A 20,225-nucleotide genomic window follows, 5' to 3' on the forward strand; every position below is an offset into this window, starting at 1 on the left:
TAGAAGACCGCCATGACCACAGAAAACACCACCACGACGACCACCCCCGCAACCTTGACATTGTTCGGGACCGATAATTTGGACGGTACTTTGGTGGTGTTTGGCGTGACGCAAGGCGTCGCTGTGGGGGCCGAAATCAGCATTCTCATCTCTGATGTCCAAGGCAATACCACCACGGTCACGGCCATAGTTGGCCCCGATGGCAGTTACGAGGTGCTTGCCACAGACATCGGCATGCTCTTGCCGGGCAAGTTGACTGCAACGGCCAGCGTGGATGCACTTTTGGTCCCGGCAGAGATTGATTTGGCCGGCATGGCTCAAAGTGACCCGATTCTCATCACGTCGAGCGAGATAAATGGGCTGAACCAGATCAACATCGTGGGAAAGGCCCCCACCATGGCCCCCAATGATCAATTGACCCTGGTGATTCGGGACAAAAATGGCACCAGCATCGAGGTGACCGCCGTGGTGCAAGCGGATAAAACTTTCAGCTTGCAAGGTGTTCCCACACAAGGCTTGGTCGATGGTGTTTTGGTGATCGATGTGTTGGCACAAAACGCCGGTACCAACATCAGCGTGGTCAATGCGGCCACCGTGACATTGGCAACGCAGTTGCCCGCCGGCGCAGACAAAATCGTCCAAGCCAACGAAGACGTGCCTTACGCGCTGACGGTGGCTGATTTCGGTTACGACGCTTCTGCGGGGTACACCATGAAGGGCATCAAAATTGCCAGTGCACCCGCCTTGGGCTTGCTCAAGTTCAATGGTGTGCCCGTGACCATGGACCAATTTGTATCGGTTGCAGACCTCAATGCTGGCAAGTTGGTTTATCAAGCCGCGCAAGATGCCAACGGCAACGGCTACGCCAACTTCATGTTCAAAGTGTTGGACAGCCGTGCAGGCATCAACGAAGACCCTGTGGCCAACACTATCACCTTCAACGTCGCGCCCGGCAATGACGCACCGGTGCTGAACGTGGGCAGCACAGTGCTCTACACCGAAAACGAAGCGGCCAAGGTCATCAACAACCTGATCACCGTCACCGACGTGGACAACGCCACCTTGAGCAACGCCACCGTGACCATCTCGGGTGGTTTCAAGATCGGTGAAGACGTGCTGAGCTTCACCAATGCAGGTGTCGCGACCATGGGCAACATCACCGGCAGCTACAACACCACCACCGGCGTGATGAGCCTGATCTCGTCAGGCAACTCAGCCACAAAGGCCCAGTGGGAAACCGCCTTGCGCGCCGTGGCGTATAACAACACGTCGGATAACCCCACCACAGCAGCGCGCACGGTCAGCTACGTGGTCAACGATGGCACCGTGAACGGCAACACCGTCACCTCCACCATCAACCTCATGCCTGTCAACGATGCACCGGTGCTGAACGTGGGCAGCACACTGGCCTACACCGAAAACGATGCGGCCAAGGTCATCAACAGCGTGATCACCGTGAACGACGTGGACAGCTCCACCTTGACCAGCGCCACCGTGACCATCTCGGGTGGTTTCATGCCTGGTGAAGACGTGCTGAGCTTCACCAACACCGGCATGGGCAACATCACCGGCACCTACAGCGCTGGCGTGATGAGCCTGAGCTCGGCAGGCGGCACAGCCACCACGGCCGAATGGCAAGCCGCCCTGCGCGCCGTGGCGTACAACAACACGTCGGATAACCCGAGCACGGCAGCGCGCACGGTCAGCTACGTGGTCAACGACGGCAGCGTGAACGGCAACACCGTCACCTCCACCATCAACCTCACGCCCGTCAACGACGCACCGGTGCTGAACGTGGGCAGCACACTGGCCTACACCGAAAACGATGCGGCCAAGGTCATCAACGGCCTGATCACCGTGAACGACGTGGACAACGCCACTTTGACCAGCGCCACCGTGACCATCTCGGGCGGTTTCATGACCGGTGAAGACGTGCTGAGCTTCACCAACAGCGGCATGGGCAACATCACCGGCAGCTACAACACCACCTCAGGCGTGATGAGCCTGAGCTCGGCAGGCGGCACGGCCACAAAGGCCCAGTGGGAAGCCGCCTTGCGCGCCGTGGCGTACAACAACACCTCAGACGCCCCCAGCACAGCAGCGCGCACGGTCAGCTACGTGGTCAACGACGGCACCGTGAACGGCAACACCGTCACCTCCACCATCAACCTCACGCCCGTCAACGACGCACCGGTGCTGAACGTGGGCAGCACACTGGCCTACACCGAAAACGATGCGGCCAAGGTCATCAACAGCCTGATCACCGTGAACGACATGGACAACGCCACTTTGACCAGCGCCACCGTGACCATCACGGGCGGCTTCATGACCGGTCAAGACGTGCTGAGCTTCACCAACAGCGGCATGGGCAACATCACCGGCAGCTACAACACCACCTCAGGCGTGATGAGCCTCAGTTCGGCAGGCGGCACGGCCACAAAGGCCCAGTGGGAAGCCGCCTTGCGCGCCGTGGCGTACAACAACACCTCAGACGCCCCCAGCACAGCAGCGCGCACGGTCAGCTACGTGGTCAACGATGGCACCGTGAACGGCAACACCGTCAACTCCACCATCAACCTCACGCCCGTCAACGACGCACCGGTGCTGAACGTGGGCAGCACACTGGCCTACACCGAAAACGATGCGGCCAAGGCCATCAACGGCCTGATCACCGTGAACGACGTGGACAACGCCACTTTGACCAGCGCCACCGTGACCATCTCGGGCGGCTTCATGACCGGTCAAGACGTGCTGAGCTTCACCAACAGCGGCATGGGCAACATCACCGGCAGCTACAACACCTCCTCAGGCGTGATGAGCCTCAGTTCGGCAGGCGGCACGGCCACAAAGGCCCAGTGGGAAGCCGCCTTGCGCGCCGTGGCGTACAACAACACCTCAGACGCCCCCAGCACAGCAGCGCGCACGGTCAGCTACGTGGTCAACGATGGCACCGTGAACGGCAACACCGTCAACTCCACCATCAACGTCACGGCGGTCAACGACGCGCCCACAGGCACCAACGCCACCCTCACGGTGGATGAAGACGGCAGCAGAACCTTCACAGCCGCAGACTTCGGCTTTGCCGACGCGGCTGACAACCCTGCCAACGCGCTGAGCACGGTCATCATCACTGCGCTGCCTGTTGCGGGCACACTCAAACTCAACGGCTCGCTGGTCACGCAAGGCCTGCCGATCGCCGTGGCTGATCTTGGCACCTTGGTGTATGCGCCCACACCCAACGCCAACGGCAACGGCTACGCCACCATTGGCTTCAAGGTCAAAGACAACGGGGGCATGGCCAACGGCGGGGTGGACACCAGCGCCACCGCCAACACCCTGACCATCAACGTCACCGCCGTCAACGATGCCCCCGTGCTGGCCGACACCAACGTGAGCATGTCGGCAGTCCTTCAGGGCAGCGGTGCGGTGCCCACAGGGGCCGTGGGCGTACTGGTCAGCACCCTGGTGGGCGGCGTGTCCGACATCGATGCGGGCGCGGTCAAGGGCATTGCCATCACCGACGTCAACACCGCCAAGGGCACGCTGTACTACAGCCTCAACGGCGGCACCAACTGGACCGAACTCACCGATGCCACCACCAGCACGGCCCGTCTGCTCAAAGCCGATGCGGACAACCGCGTTTACTTCAAAGCTGCAGCCACCACCGCCGGCGCTGTGGCCGATGCCTTGACCTTCCGCGCCTGGGACACCACCACGGGCACCGAAGGCCAAACCGCCAACGTCACGCCCTCGGGCGGCACCACCGCGTTTTCGCAAACCCCTGACACCGTCAGCGAATACGTGGTTCAGCCCGTCACCATCAACGTGGTGTCCACCGATGACCTGGTGGCCAAAGGCGAAGCCATCCCGCTCACGGGCAAGGCCGACCCCAACGCCCTGGTGTCGCTGAACATCAACGGGGCCATTCGCGAAGTGACAGCCGATGCTTTGGGCGACTGGAGCTACAACGCCAGCCCCGTGGCCGCGGTGCAGCAAGTGCGCTACATCATGGTGCGCAAGAATCTGTTGAACGGCAACGGCGGGGACGCCGACGGTTACTTTGGCATCTCTGAACTCAGTGCCAGCCAAGGCGGCACCAACCTGGCAGCGGGCAAAACCGTCACCACCTCGCTGGGCGGCGTGAGCGGCACGACCACCGTCTTGACCGATGGCAGTTTGAGTGGCGGCGTCAGCGTCTTGGCTGCTGGCGAGCAATGGGTCCAAATCGACTTGGGTGCCAGTTACGCCGTGGACAGCGTCAAGGCGGGTGCAGTGCAGGGTATCAACGGCTATGGCTACAGCAACTCGATGGGTTTGAACGGCGCGACCATTTACACCTCGTTGACCGACATGTCGGCCATGACCACGACCCAGCTCAACGCAGCGGCGGCTGGCACCACCCCCACCGTGGGCAGCACCGCCATCAGCGGTGTCGTCAACAACGGCACATTCAGCGACAACAAAGACCTGTTTCTGGAAGGCGCCAACACCATCACCGCATCAGAATTGGTGCAGGCCGTCAGCAGCCAGGCAACACGCGTGGTGTCGATGGACAGGATCGCACCGGTGACCATCGTCACCAGCGCCGCACTCAGTGCCGACACCGGCACCTCCACCACCGACTTCGTCACCAGCGTGGCCGCGCAAACCATCACCGGCAACCTGAGCGCCAACCTGGCCACGGGTGAACAAGTCATGGTCTCGCTGGACAACGGCCTGACCTGGACCGCCGCCACCGCCACCGTGGGCACCAGCACCTGGAGCTTGCCGGGCGTGACGCTGGTGGGCAGCAACACCTTGCAAGCCAAAGTGGTGGACACCGCAGGCAACGGCAGCACGCCCTATACCCACACCTACGCGTATGTGCCGGTGTCGAACTTGACCCTCGGCATCACCCAGATTGACGACAACGCAGGCACACCCTCAACCGTGTTGTCAGGCGGCACGACTAACGACACCACGCCCCAACTGCTGGGCACCTTGGGCGGGGCCACGCAAGGCGCGGCCTTGGCCACCAACGAAGTCGTCAACGTGTACCGCACGCCCAACCTGGCCGTGGCCACGGTGGTGCAGGCCGGCACACTGGCTGGCGATCAAATTTTGAGCGGCAATGCGCTGACTTACTACAACAACGGCAATGGCAACTACGGCGCACAGGCAATGTGTACCTGCCCACCACCCCCGCCAACGGCGACATGGTGGTCATCAGCAAAGGCTCCGGCTGGGGCATCACGGTGTACGCAGGCAGCACGGTGGTTGGCAATTTGGGCTCGCCCGGTGTCAACAGCGGTGGGCAGGACAACCTGTATTTCAAGTGGGACACCACCAAAGGCCAATGGCTGACTGGCACCAACGCCCTGATCAAAGTGGGCACGGCTGCGGTCACCACCAGCGGCACAGGCCAAAGCACCTGGACGCTGACCGACAACACCGGGCTGGGCAACAGCGACAGCGTGCTGTATGTGGCGCAGATTGAAAACACGGCCGGTACGTTTGGCCCGCAATCCACGCCCGGCGTGTATGACTGGCGTTACAACGTGGACAACGTGGCCCCGGCTTCGATCACCCTGATCGGCACGGACGATGTGGCCCCGGTGACGGGCACGATAGCCGCCAACAGCGTGACCAACGACGACAAGCCCACCTTCAGTGGCATCACCGAGGGCAATGCGGTGGTCAAGGTGTATGACGGGGTCACCCTCTTGGGTACCACCACCGCCAACGGCGTTGGGGCCTGGAGCTTCACGCCCACCACCGCCATGGCCCCAGGTCTGCACAGCGTGACGGCCACGTCCACCGATGCGTATGGCAACACCACCTCGTCCACCACAGCGCTGCCCTTCACGATCGACATCGCCGCCCCGGTGGCTGTGGCCGATGTCAACAGTGGCAACGAAGACGTGGCCAGCTTGTCCGGCACCGTGGCCACCAACGACACCAGCAAAGACGGCAGCGAGACCTACGCCATCGTGGGCAGTGCCACGGGTGCCAAAGGCAGCCTGGTGCTCAACCCCAACGGCAGTTACACCTACACGCGCACCAGCGCTGCCGATGAAATCACCGCTGACCTGGTGGAGACCTTCACCTACAAGGTGACCGATGCGGCGGGCAACACTACGCAAACCACGCTCAAAATCACCCTGACCCCGGTCAACGATGCGGCGGTCATTGGCGGGCAACTGAGCCAATCGCTGACAGAGACCAACGCCGTTCAGTCGACCAGTGGCACGCTCACCATCAGCGATGTGGACAGCGCCGCCACGTTCATCGAACAAGTCAACACCGCAGGCACCTATGGCAAGCTCGGCCTGACCGCCGCAGGTGTGTGGAGCTACACCATGAACTCGGCGCAAAACCAGTTCGTGGCCTCCCAGGTTTACACAGACACCTTCAACGTCATGGCCACCGATGGCACCACCAAGCAGGTGAGTGTCAACATCACCGGCACCAACGACGCCCCTGTCAACACCTTGCCAGGCACGCAAAGCACCGCAGAAAACACGGCCAAATACATCACAGGCTTGCAAATTGCCGACCCCGATGTGGGCATTGGCAACATGACCATGACCTTGGCCGTGACCAACGGCGTTTTGTTCTTGACAGGCTCGGGCATCAGCTTTGTGGGCAACAACAGCGCCAGTGTTCAGGTGACCGGGTCACTGGCTGACTTGAACAACTTGCTGAGCGATCCGCTGGGTGTGCGGTTCACGCCCACCACCAACTTCAACGGCACCGCTGCACTCACCATCACCACCAGCGATGGGTCTTTGAGCGATGTCGATACGCTGAACATTCTGGTCTCCAGCGTCAACTACGCCCCGGTCAACACCGTGCCGGCCGCACAAACCGTCCCCGAGGACACACTCCAGTCCATCGCGGGCATCAGTGTCAGTGACACTGACAACAACCTGGCCAGTGTCCAGTTGACGGTGCAAAACGGTATTTTGAATGTCCTCCTCAGTGGGGGCGTGACCATCACGGCCGGTGCCAATAACAGCAGCACCGTCAAGTTGACGGGCGCACAAGCTGCGCTGAACACGGTCGTGGCAGGTCTGGCCTACAAAGCCAATGCCAATTACAACGGTGCAGACACCCTGACCGTCTTGTCAACCGATGCCACGGGCATCACCGACACGGACACAGTGGCCATCACCGTGACGGCCATCAACGACGCACCCGTCAACACCGTGCCCGGTGCGCAGACAGCTGTCGAAGACACGAGCAAAGCCATCACGGGCCTGAGCATCAACGACGTGGACGGCAACCTGGCCACGGCCAAGCTCACCGTGCTCAACGGCACGCTGAACGTGAATCTGACCGGTGGTGCCATCATCAGCGCAGGTGCTAACAACAGCGGCACCCTGACCCTGAGTGGCACGCAAACGCAGATCAACTCAGCCTTGGGCAGTGTCAGTTACAAGGGCAATGCCAACTACAACGGTTCGGACACCCTGACCTTGTTGGCCAGCGACGGCACCCTGACTGACAGCGACACCGTGGCCATCACGGTTTCGGCTGTGAACGACGCCCCGGTCAACACCGTGCCCGCCGCACAAAACGCCACGGAAGACACCAGCCTGGCCATCACGGGTCTGAGCGTCAACGATGTGGACGGCAATTTGACGACCGCCAAACTCACCGTCGACTTCGGCACCTTGAACGTGAGCCTGGCGGGAGGAGCCACCATCAGCGCCGGTGCCAACAGCAGCAGCACCTTGACCCTGAGCGGCACACAAGCACAAATCAACGCCGCTTTGGGCAGCGTCAGCTACAAAGGCAGCGCCAACTACAACGGCTCGGACACACTCACGGTCTTGTCCACCGATGGCAATGCAGCCACCGACACCAATACCGTGGCCATCACGGTCGCGGCCGTGAACGACGCACCGGTCAACACGGTGCCTGCCACTTTGACGGCCACCGAAGACACGGGTTTGGCCATCTCCAGTCTGAGCGTGGACGATGTGGATGGCAACTTGGCCACCGTCAAGCTCACTGTGCTCAACGGCACGGTGGGCATCGGTTCGTTCTATGAAGGCTTCATCACGGCCGGTGCGAACGGCAGCAGCACCTTGACTCTGACGGCCTTGCCATCGCAGATCAACCAGGCCTTGAATTCTCTGTTCTACCAAGGCAATGCCAACTACAGCGGCTCGGACACGCTCACAGTCTTGTCCACCGACAGCAATGCGGCGACCGACACCGACAGCGTGGCCATCACGGTCTCGGCCGTGAACGACGCCCCGGTCAACACCGTGCCCGGTGCGCAAAGCACCAACGAAGACACCAACAAAGTCATCGGTGGCCTGCAGGTCACCGATGTCGACGCCACGGGCAGCATCGCCGTCACATTGGCGGTGACCAACGGCACGTTGACCCTATTGGGTGGCGCAGGCGTGACCCTGGCAACCAACAACACCGCCAGTGTGACGCTGACGGGCACCGTCAGCGCCATCAACGTGTTGCTGGCCACCGCGAGCGCCGTGACGTACAAGCCTGCGGCCAACTTCAATGGCAACGCCACGCTGACCATGACCAGCAGCGACGGCACGCTGTCGGACAGCGACACCGTGACCATCGCTGTGGCTTCTGTCAACGACGCGCCCACAGGCACCAACGGCACCATCACTGTGACCGAGGATGGCAGCCGGGTCTTCACAGCGGCCGACTTCGGATTTGCCGACGCTGCCGATTCGCCGGCCAATGCTTTGAGCGCGGTGATGATCACGGCGCTTCCCACGGCGGGCACGCTCAAGCTCAGCGGCGTAGCGGTCGCCCTCAACGTGCCCATTGCCGTTGCCAATTTGGGTAACTTGGTCTACGCACCCGCAGCCAACGGCAATGGCACCGGCTACGCCACATTCGGCTTCAAGGTACAAGACAACGGCGGCGTTGCCAACAGCGGTGTGAACACCAGCGTCGCCGCTTACACCATCACCGTCAACGTCACCGCCGTCAACGACGCCCCTGTGAACGCGGTTCCGGCAGATCAGACCGCGACGGAAGACACCAACCAAGTCATCACCGGCCTGGGTGTCAGCGATGCGGATGCGGGCACCAGTCTGACCGTGACGCTGGCCGTCACCAACGGCACCCTGACCCTGCTGGGGGGCACCGGCGTGACCCTGACCAACAACAACAGCACCAGCGTGACGCTGACGGGCACCGTCAGCGCCGTCAACACCTTGCTGACCACGGCCAACGCCGTGACCTACAAACCCACGGCCAACTTCAATGGCAGTGCCACGCTGACCATGACCAGCAGTGACGGCACGCTCAGCGACAGTGACTCCGTGGCCATCACGGTCAATCCTGCCAACGATGCGCCCGTGCTGGCCGATACCGCTTTGAGCCTGACGACTCTGGGCACCTATTCGGGCAATCCCGTTGGCGCGGTGGGCAGTCTGGTCAGCAACTTTGTGGGCGGCGTCACCGACATCGACACAGGCGCGCTGCACGGCATGGCCATCACCGGCGTGAACACCCAAGGCACGCTCTGGTACAGCACCAATGGCGGCACCAGCTGGACGCAAGTGTCCGGCACGCTGAGCGAGACCAACGCCTTGTTGATCGGCGCGGACGCGAACAACCGTCTGTACTTCAAACCCGTGACCGGCGTGGCCAGTGGCTTGGTCAGCGATGCGCTGACTTTCCGTGCCTGGGACCAGACCAGCGGCACCGAAGGGACCTTTGTCAGCACCGTGCCCAATGGCGCGACAACGGCTTTTTCGACCGACATGGACACCATCAGCCAGATGCTCCCGGTGGACCTGAACAACATCAACAGCAGCCTGGGCGGCTTCGTCATCAATGGCGACAGCACTGGTGACCGATCCGGCTGGACCGTCTCGAATGCGGGGGACGTCAACGGCGACGGTTTTGACGACATTTTGATCGGCGCAGACCAGGCCGAAGTGGGCGCTACCCTCAACGCGGGCAAATCCTATGTGGTGTTCGGCAAAGTGGGTTTGGCCGCCATCAACCTCAGCGCTGTGGAGGCTGGCGTCGGCGGCTTTGTGGTCAATGGCTGGAGTGAATCGGACTATTTGGGCACCTCGGTCAGCGCTGCAGGCGACGTCAACGGCGATGGGCTGGCCGATGTCATGGTCAGCGCGACCAATGGGCGCTTCTCGGCCACCGCCACCGGTGACAACGTGGGCCACACGTACATCGTGTACGGCAAATCCAGCACCACCGCGGTCAATGCCAGCGACATCGCGGCCAACTCGGGCGGCTTCTACATTTATGGCCGCTCATCGCTGGACACCACGGTAGACGAACTCACCGGCAGGAGCATCCGCAGCGCAGGCGACGTGAACGGTGACGGCATCTCTGACTTCATCATTGGTGCGCCTGACTCTGACCCTGCAGGCGGCATCGACGCTGGCCGCACCTACGTGGTGTTTGGCAAAAGCACAGGCGCCATCAGCTTGCGCGATGTGGCCAATGGCACAGGCGGCTTTGTGGTCCTGGGTGAATCTGCCGGTGACCGCAGCGGTGCCAGTGTCAGCAGCGCAGGCGACGTGAACGGCGACGGACTGGCCGATTTGATCATTGGAGCCACCAACGCCAACGGTGCCAGTGGCCGCAGCTATGTGGTCTATGGCAAGACCGACACCGGCTTTGTTGACTTGAGCAAAGTGGCGGTCAACAACGGGGGCTTTGCACTCTCGGGCAACTGTGCAGGCGACCAGGCTGGTCTTGTCAGCAATGCAGGCGACGTCAACGGCGACGGCTATGCCGATTTGCTGGTGGGCTCATTCTTCTCGGACCCTGGCGGCAACACCGATGCCGGACGCAGCTACGTGGTGTTTGGTGGCTCCAACCTCACGTCCATGAACGTGTCGGTGATTGCCTTGACCACCAGCACGGGCGGTTACGTCATTCGCGGCGAAAGTGACGGGGACATGGCCGGGCGCGTGAGCTATGCCGGCGACGTCAACGGGGACGGCCTGGCCGACATGATCGTCGGGGCATTGCGCGCAGACCGCGACGGCCTGGTGGACGCAGGACGCAGCTACGTGGTGTATGGCAAAACCGACAGCACGGGCGTGAACCTCACCAACATTGCCAACGGCTCAGGCGGCTTTGTGATTTATGGCCAATCGACGGACGACTTGGCGGGCAGCAGCGTCAGCTATGCAGGCGACATCAACGGTGACGGCTTTGCCGACTTGCTGGTCTCGGCACGCGATGCCGACCCCGCTGGCGGAGTCGGTGCGGGCAAGAGTTATGTCATCTTGGGGGGCAGCCAGTTTGCCACCACGGTGGACCGTCTGGGTACCGTAGGCCCAGACACCCTCACAGGCTCCAGCGCCGCAGAAACCTTTGCGGCAGGTGAGGGGTTCGACGTTTTGATCGGTGGCGGCGGTGCCGACGTGATGTATGGCGGCAAGGGCCGCGACACCTTTGTGCTGAACGCCAGCAACATCGCTGCGCTGCAAAGCGACATGGGGGCCAACGGCAACACCACCCAGCTGGCCCGCGTGGACGGCGGTAACCATTACGACACGATTGAAGTGAGTGGCGGTGCCAGCCTGGACCTGACGCAAGTGAGCAACGTGGACGCCTCGGGCACCAGCGGTGCCAGCCGAATCGACAGCATCGAGCGCATCGACCTGGCCACCGACACCGCCAGCAACACCCTGACCCTGAATGGCCGTGACGTGAACGACATGGCCGGCTTCAACACCGTGCGCCTGGGCGGCAACACCGCCACCAACCCCGACGGCAAAGTGTGGACCAACCTGAGCGGCACCGCCTTTGCGACCACCACGCGCTACCACCAGCTGGTGGTAGAGGGCGACAGCCGCGATGTGCTGGACATGCGCACGGGTCCGGGCCTGTGGAACAAGGTCGGCACGGCAAGCAATGGCACTTACAGCTATCAGGTGTACCAAAACAACAGCACCCTGTCGCAAGTGATTGTGCGTGACGGCGTGCAGGTGTGGGTGGACGAAGTCCCCACGCTGGTGGGCAGCAACCCGAGTGACAACGGCTACGTGACGGCCGTGGGCAACGACCTGGTGCTGAACTTCAGCGAAAGCGTGGTCAAAGGCACGGGCCTGATCGAGTTGTACAAAGCCGACGGCACGCTGGTGCAAAGCTTTGACGCCGCCACCAGCACCGCACTGACCTGGAGCGGCAGCAACTTGACGATCAACCCCACGGCTGACTTGTTGGCTAACACCGGTTACTACATCAAGGTCGCCGCCACCGCCGTCAAAGACTTGACGGGCAACGCCTACGCGGGCATTGCCGATGCCACCACGCTCAACTTCACCACACCCGATGCCAGCGGTGCCATTGTGGTGCCGACTACCAGCAGTCAGACTGGGGTTTATTTGGGCCAAGACTTGTCCACCATTGGGGACTTCAACGGTGACGGCTACGACGACTTCATTGTGGGTGCGGGCGTTGCCAACAGCACAGGTGCGGCGTATGTGATTTACGGCAATGCCAGCGGCACCGTGCCCAACTTGAGTGGCGGCAGCATTGCGGCCAGTGCGGGTTTCAAAATTTCAACGGGATTGACTGTTGCCGATTACTTTGGCGTCGCCGTCAACAGCGCAGGCGACACCAACGGTGACGGTCTGGCCGATTTGGTGGTGACGGCCAAATACGGTGGCAACGTCTACCCCACCGGTAACTCGGCCTTTGTCGTCTTTGGCCAAAACAACGCCAGCACCGTGTATGGCAGCAGCTTCACTGTTGGTAACGGCATCGCTGCCACCAATGGTTACCAGATCCACATCACCGAGACCTACCTTGGTCATGCGGTGAGCAACGCGGGCGACGTGAACGGCGATGGCTTGAGCGATCTGCTGGTGACCTCTGACCAAGGCACCAGCAATTTCCGCAATGCGTACGTTATTTACGGCAAAACGGGCTCACAAGCCCTCAACCTGACGTCCTACGCCGATTTCACGGCCGACCTGGGTTACAACCTATTCGCAGGTGCCGTCGCAGAGTTGGGCGCATCCGTGTACGGCGCAGGCGACGTGAACGGGGACGGACTGGCCGACTTCGTTGTGGGGGCCAACAACTTCGGATCGGTTGGCAAAGCGGGTGCTGCGTTTGTCGTTTATGGCAACAGCACGGGTACCCCCGTTCAGTTGGACGCCAACAACAACATTGATGCCAGCCAAGGTTTCAAAGTGACAGGCCTTACACGTTCTGGTACCAACTCATACTTTGGCACTGGGGTGTCCAGCGCTGGCGACGTCAACGGCGACGGCCTAGCCGACGTCATGGTCAGCTCGCCCTATGAGGCGGCTAATGGCGGCAATTCCGCCTCGGGCGGTGGCGTGGTGTACGTCTTGTATGGCAACAGCAGTGGCACAGCCCTGGACCTGAATGTGGGCAACGGCGTGATCGATCCGAGCCGTGGTTTCAAAATCACCAATGGCAACACCACCGTCAACGCCAACCTTGGCAATGGCTACACCAGTCTCGCCAGTGCCGGCGACATCAACGGTGACGGCTTGAGCGACATGATCATCACCGGGAGTGACGTTGGGGGCGGAGCGCACACCACCTATGTGGTGTACGGCAATGCCAGCGGTACCACCGTGGCCATCGACGCCAGTGGCAACATTGCCGCCAGCAACGGCTTCAAGCTGGTGGGCGGGGTGGGCAATTCGGTGGCCAGCGCCGGCGACATCAACGGCGACGGCTTGAACGACCTGTTGGTCTCGTCCACTCTGGGTGGGTCCAAGTACAGCTACAACGTGGTGCTGGGCGGCACGCAGTGGGTCACCGCTGCGCTCAACGGCTCGGGTGACTTTGCCGGCACAGCGGGTAACGAAGCCTTGATCGGCTCCACCGGCAACGACACCATGACCGGCGGCGGCGGTGTGGACCGGTTCTTTGCAGGCCGTGGCGACGACACCATCGTGCTCACCACCAGTGACATCGCCAATTTGCAAAACAACAGCACAGGCCAAACGGTCAAGACCACCCTCAGCGGCGGCACAGGCTTTGACACGGTTCGCCTGACCGGCGGTGCCAGCCTTGATTTGCTCAAAATCTCCAACGCTGCGGCCATGGGCATCGACGAAACCAGCCGCATTGAAGGCATGGAGCGCATCGACATGGCCACCGATACGGCGGCCAACGTGCTCAAGATCTCGAACAAAGACATCAACGACATGGCCGGCTTCAACCAGATTCACACCGGCAGCGCCAGTGAAGACGGCAAGACCTGGACCAACGTGACCGGCACAGCGCTGGGCACCACCACGCCTTACCACCAGATGGTGGTGGAGGGCGGCAGCAACGACACCGTGGCACTGACGGCCAACGGGGGCACCTGGGCCAACGTGGGCACCGTGAGCAACGGCACCAGCCAATACACCGTGTACCAGAACGACGGCACCCACTCGCAGCTGCTGGTGCAGCAGGGCGTGGCGGTGAACACCCAGGCACCCACCCTCTTGTGGAGCACGCCAGCCGACAACGACTTTGTGAACACGGCCAACCTGGGCAACAACATCACCTTGCAGTTCAGCGAGAACGTGGTCAAAGGCACAGGCTTCATTCAGCTGTGGAACAAAACCACAGGCATGCCGGTGGAAGCGTTTGACGTGAGCACCAGCGCGCTGGTCACAGGCTGGGGCACCAGCCTGTTGAGCATCAACCCCTCGGCCAACTTGTTGGCGGGTACTGACTATTTCCTCAAAGTCAGCGACAACGCCATTCAGGACTCGTCAGGCTTGGCCTATGCGGGCATGAACAGCGACCTTCAGCTGAACTTCTCCACCCAGGCGGCCGATGGCAGTTATGCCGTCACGACTTCGTTTGCCAGTGCGGCCAGTTCTTCTTCGTTTTTGCGGTCGGTAGCGACGGCAGGCGACTTCAACGGTGACGGTTTCGACGACCTGCTGATCGGTGTGGCGGGCGGTCAGTCCGGCGTGTATGTGGTCTACGGCAACGCCCTTGGCGAGGGTATGAAGCTGGACGCCGGTGCGATCATGAGCAACGGCGTGATTGCGGCCGACCAGGGCTTCAAGATTTACGGCAGTAATTCATTGGGCACATCGGTGACGGGCATTGGCGACGTCAACGGCGACGGTTTTGCCGATGTGTTGATAGGTTCCTCCACCGACGGCCAAGGTGGCACCAGTGCTGGTGCGGCGTTTGTGGTGTACGGCAGTGCCAATCCTGCGGCCTTGGACATTTCCAGCGGCAACATAGCTGCGTCGCGCGGCTTCAAAATCGTGGGTGGCAAGGGCAGTATCGCTTTGGGCAGCAGTGTCTCAGGCGTGGGTGATTTCAACGGCGACGGCATGGGTGACTTCATCATGGGCGCGCCGTCTTTGGGTGTGAACGCCAGTGGCGGTTCAGCTTATGTGGTTTATGGCAAAACCAATGGCAGTACGTTGGTACTGGGCACCGACTACAGCATTGCAGCCCAGGACGGTTTGCTGCTCTCGGGCAAAGCCGGTGACAAGGCGGGCTTCTCTGTGTCAGGCGCTGGCGACATCAACGGTGACGGTTTGGCCGATGTGATTGTGGGTGCACCCAATACCGGGTCCACCAGCAACGGAGCGAGTTACGTCATTTTTGGCGGTGCGACAATGGGTGGCACGATGGATGCCCTTGTGGCTGCAGGCCAGGGCTTCAAGATCAGTGGTTCAACTTCCACCAATGGTATCCAATTGGGCACCAGCGTCTCGAGCGCAGGCGACGTCAACGGTGACGGCTATGCCGACTTGATCGTGGCGACCGACGCTGATCAAACCTACACCGCTGCTTATGTGGTGTATGGCAGTTCTGCTCCTACAAGCTTGACGGTGACCAACGCGGCCTTGGCCGCTTCGCAAGGTTTCCGTATTTTCAGCGGCGCCACCACGGGTGCGGTCTTGAGCCAAGTCTCAAGCGCGGGCGACATCAACGGCGACGGTTTTGCCGACGTGATCGTGGGCTCCAAGAGCGGCTCCTCGTATGTGGTGTACGGCAGTGCCACGGGTGTGGATGTGGATTTGACTGCAGCAACCATTGCGGCATCACAAGGCTTCAAACTCACCTATTCGACCACCGACAACGCGGTGACCGCGCAGGATGTGTCGTTCGCGGGCGACTTTGACGGTGACGGTCTGACCGACTTGGTGATTGCCGAAAAGTCGTCGACCACTGGCAACTTGAACAGCTACAAGATTGTCTTTGGTGGCACGCAGTGGCTGACCGCTTCGGTGGTGGGCAACGGCGCTGTCACGGGCACAGCAGCCTCTGAGGCCGTTCTGGGCTCAACCGCCAACGACACCCTGACGGGCGGCGGCGGTGTAGACCGTTTCTTTGCCGGTTTGGGTGACGACACGATCGTGCTCAGCGCCAGCGACGTGACCAACTTGGGTAACGTGGCCGCAGGCCAAACAGCCAAGGCCAGCGTGAGCGGTGGTGGGGGTTTTGACACACTGCGCTTGAGCGGTGGTGCTGCGCTGAATCTGACCACCATCTTCAATGCCGGTGCCATGGGCTTGGAAGAAAACAGCCGCATCGAAAGCATTGAACGCATCGACTTGGCCACGGATGCTGCAGCCAACACGCTCACGCTGACGACCACCGATGTGAAGGACATGGCAGGCTTTGACCTGATCCACACCGGCACCCCCAGTGCCGATGGCAAGACCTGGACCAATGTGTCGGGTCAGGCCTTGAAAGCGATCACCAACTTCCATCAGATGGTGGTGGAGGGTGGCAGCAACGACAGTCTGGTGCTCAGCACCCCCGTGGGGCCATGGAGCCTGGAGGGCACGGTCAGCGACGGCGTCAACAATTACACGGTTTATCAAAACACCAGCACGGCTTCGCAGGTGTTGGTCAAATCGGGTGTGGCGGTGCAGGCCTTGGGCGGGCCCGCCCTGGTGTCGAGCACGCCGGGTGACAACGGCTACATGATGGCCTTGAGTGACGCCATCACCTTGAGCTTCGATCAGGCGGTGGTTCGGGGTACCGGCACCATTGAGCTGTGGAACAGCAGCACGGGCACCTTGGTGCAGAGCTTTGATGCGGCCACCACCACCGAGGTGACGGGTTGGACAGGCAACACCTTGAGCATCAACCCGACTGCCAACTTGGCCGGTGCCAGCAACTACTACCTCAAGATCAACCCCGCCGCCATCAAAAATGCAGCGGGCAGTTCATTTGCAGGGCTGAACAACAGCACCGATCTGAACTTCACCACGGCCAGCGCAGACGGCAGCATTGCTTTGACGGCCAATGCCGGTCAAACCTCGAGTTACCTGGGCATGTCGATGTCCGAAGTGGGCGACTTCAACGGGGATGGCTATGACGATGTGATCGTGGGGGCGCATGGCACTTCCAGCTATTCTGGCGCAGCGTATGTGGTGTACGGCAACGCCTCTGGCACCTTGCCTAATTTGAGCAACAGCACCATTGCTGCAAGCGCAGGTTTCAAGATGACGGGCGGCTCCAACAGCGAGTTGGGTTACAGCGTGTCGGGTTTGGGTGACATCAACGGTGACGGTTTGATGGACGTGTTGGTGGGTACTTACGCGAATCCAACCACTTGGTCTGGCAACAACGCAGCCTATGTGGTCTATGGCAGCAGCAATGCGACAGACCTCAGTTTGTCCGGTGGAACCATCGCGTCCAGTCTGGGCTTCAGGGTCAAAGGCAGCGGCACCAGTCAAGCGTTTTTCTTCGGTGTGCACGTCAGCAACGCTGGCGACGTGAACGGCGACGGCCTGGCCGACCTGATCGTGGCCCGAAATGACGGCAAAGGCACCAGCACGGGCCAAGTGTTTGTGGTGTATGGCAACACCGGCAGTGCCGGGTTCGACTTCAGCGGCGAGACCATTGCAGCGTCCAGTGGCTACAGGATTGCCGGATCGACCGACAACCACGGTTTTGGCTACGTGGTGTCTGGCGGTGCCGACGTCAACGGCGACGGTTTGGCCGACATGGTGGTGAGTGCGCCTGGGGAAGGCAGCACGGCTCCGCCTACCGGCGCTGCTTATGTGATTTATGGCAACAGCACGGGGACTTCCTATCAAATCACCGGTACCACGGTTCCAAGCTCCATGGGTTACAAGATCGTGGCGGACCTTAATTCGGGTTTGCGCAGCGTGGACATGGTGGGCGATGTCAACGGCGATGGTTTGGCCGATGTGATTGTGAGCACCTATACGGCCGGCACCAATTCCAACTACGGCGCGGCTTATGTGGTTTACGGCAACAGCACAGGGTCTTCGGTGAACCTGAGCAGTGTGGCAAGTACACCTTCTTTGGGCTTCAAAATCGCATCGACAACCTCGGAATACCTGGGCTTGCGGGTCTCGGGCGCTGGCGACGTCAACGGTGATGGCTTGATGGACTTGATGGTGTCTGGCGGTGGTGGCTTCACCAATGCGGTGTATGTGATTTATGGCAACGCCAGTGGCACCAGCATGTCGGTGGGCACGGCAGCAAGCTCGCTTTCACCGAGCCAGGGCTTCCAGATCACTGGCCAGGTGGGGTTTGCGGTTTCTGCGGCGGGTGACATCAACGGTGACGGCCTGGACGACTTGATCGTGGGCGGACCGAGCAACGTTACGGCCGGCAGCTACAACGTGGTGCTGGGCGGCACGCAATGGATCACGTCGGTGGTCAAAGGTCAAGGCACCATCACCGGAGCCGCCGCCTCTGAAGCCCTGGTGGGGTCAACGGGTGACGACACCTTGACGGGCGGTGGCGGCGTAGACCGTTTCTTTGCCGGTATGGGGGATGACACCATCGTGCTCACAGGCACGGATGTGACCCAACTGGCCAACAACGCGACGGGCCAGACGGCCAAAGCCTTTGTGGACGGTGGCAGTGGTTTTGACACGATTCGCCTGAGCAGTGGGGCCAATCTGGACCTCACGACCATCCGCAATACCAGTGTGCTGGGCTTGAAAGAAAACAGCCGCATCGAGAGCATCGAGCGCATCGTGATGGGCGCAGACACTGCCGCCAACACGCTGACGCTGACAGCCCGTGATGTCAAGGACATGGCCGGCTTCAACGTGATCCACACGGGCACGGCCAGTGAAGACGGTAACGTCTGGACCAACACAACGGGAACGGCGCTGAGTGCGACCACCCGGTACCACCAGCTGGTGGTGAACGGCACGGACATCGACACGGTGGTGTTTGCGGCCGACACCGGTTTTTGGACCAACGTTGGCACCGTCAGCAACGGAGCCGTGACATACGACGTGTACCAAAACGCAGGCAACATGGCGCAAGTGCTGGTGAAGGCGGGCGTGTTGGTGACCAACAACGACAGCGTGGCGCCTGTGGTGCTGGACTTGAACCGCGACGGCGACTTGTCTTACAGCCAGACGCTGATGGACGTGAACAACGACGGCCAGCTGGACCAGACGGCCTGGGCGGGTCGCCAGGACGGCGTGCTGGTGTGGGACAAGTACGCCGATGGTTTGGTGCACGACAACAGCCAATACGCGTTCAGCCAATACGGCGGCGTGAGCAGCACCGACTTGCAGGGATTGGCGGCAGCGTTTGACAGCAACCGGGACGGCGTGTTGAACGCGCAAGATGCGAAGTTTGGCGAGTTCAAAGTCTGGCAAGACGGCAACGGCAACGGCGTGAGCGAGGCGGGCGAAGTGCGCAGCCTGACGCAAGTGGGCATTGAGGCAATCGAGCTGAGCAGCGACGGCGTGGTGCGAGCCCCGGCGGTGGGGGTGCAGGAAGCGGGCCGCAGCACGGCGCAGCTGTCAGGCGGCGGCGAGATGTTGGTGGCCGACGCGGCGTTTGCTTACCAAAGCGTGCCCGAGCTGGACTTGGCCGGATTTGTGGCGCAGACCCAGGCGAGTGCAGCCAAGGCGCAGCCGCTGTCTGCAGAGACCAGCGTCAAGCTGTTCCTGTACGACATGATCCAGAGCGCACACGCGGCAGAGCAGGCCGGCAGCGAGTTGTTCGAGGGCGAAGGAAAAACATCCTCTGTGGTTGCACCTCTGAATGTCGGCTACACCGTGGACATGCTTGCAGAGCACTTGCTGCAACCGCTGCAAAGTTGAACCCAACATGCATTGTCAAATTCCCGCCTTGGCAGTGGCCGAGGCGGGTCATTTGCACCTAATCATGACGGCGCATGCTTTCTCGTGAGGTATTGAACCTTCACGCCCGGTCTGGACCTGAGCGCTTCTTGTGGCCACCCATGAGGGTCACGGTTTTTTAAGAAATCCCCCACCTTTGATTGATGAATTTTCTTTGTGATTTTT

The 20,225-nt window shown here is 61.3% G+C and carries 2 protein-coding genes; both read left to right on the forward strand.

Going from position 1 to position 20,225, the window contains the following annotated elements; translation table 11 throughout:
* Positions 1-12: 12 nt before the first annotated feature.
* Positions 13-5,343, forward strand: coding sequence for a hypothetical protein (locus B9Z47_RS08315; protein WP_108330813.1), 5,331 nt, complete (start codon positions 13-15; stop codon positions 5,341-5,343).
* A gap of 251 nt (positions 5,344-5,594) precedes the next feature.
* Entirely contained in the window at positions 5,595-20,021 is a 14,427-nt protein-coding gene (locus B9Z47_RS18910) for a tandem-95 repeat protein (RefSeq protein WP_255418456.1), read from the forward strand.
* Positions 20,022-20,225 lie beyond the last annotated feature (204 nt).

Origin of the sequence: Limnohabitans sp. 2KL-1 (genome assembly GCF_003063435.1) — a bacterium.
Lineage (GTDB): Bacteria > Pseudomonadota > Gammaproteobacteria > Burkholderiales > Burkholderiaceae_C > Limnohabitans_A.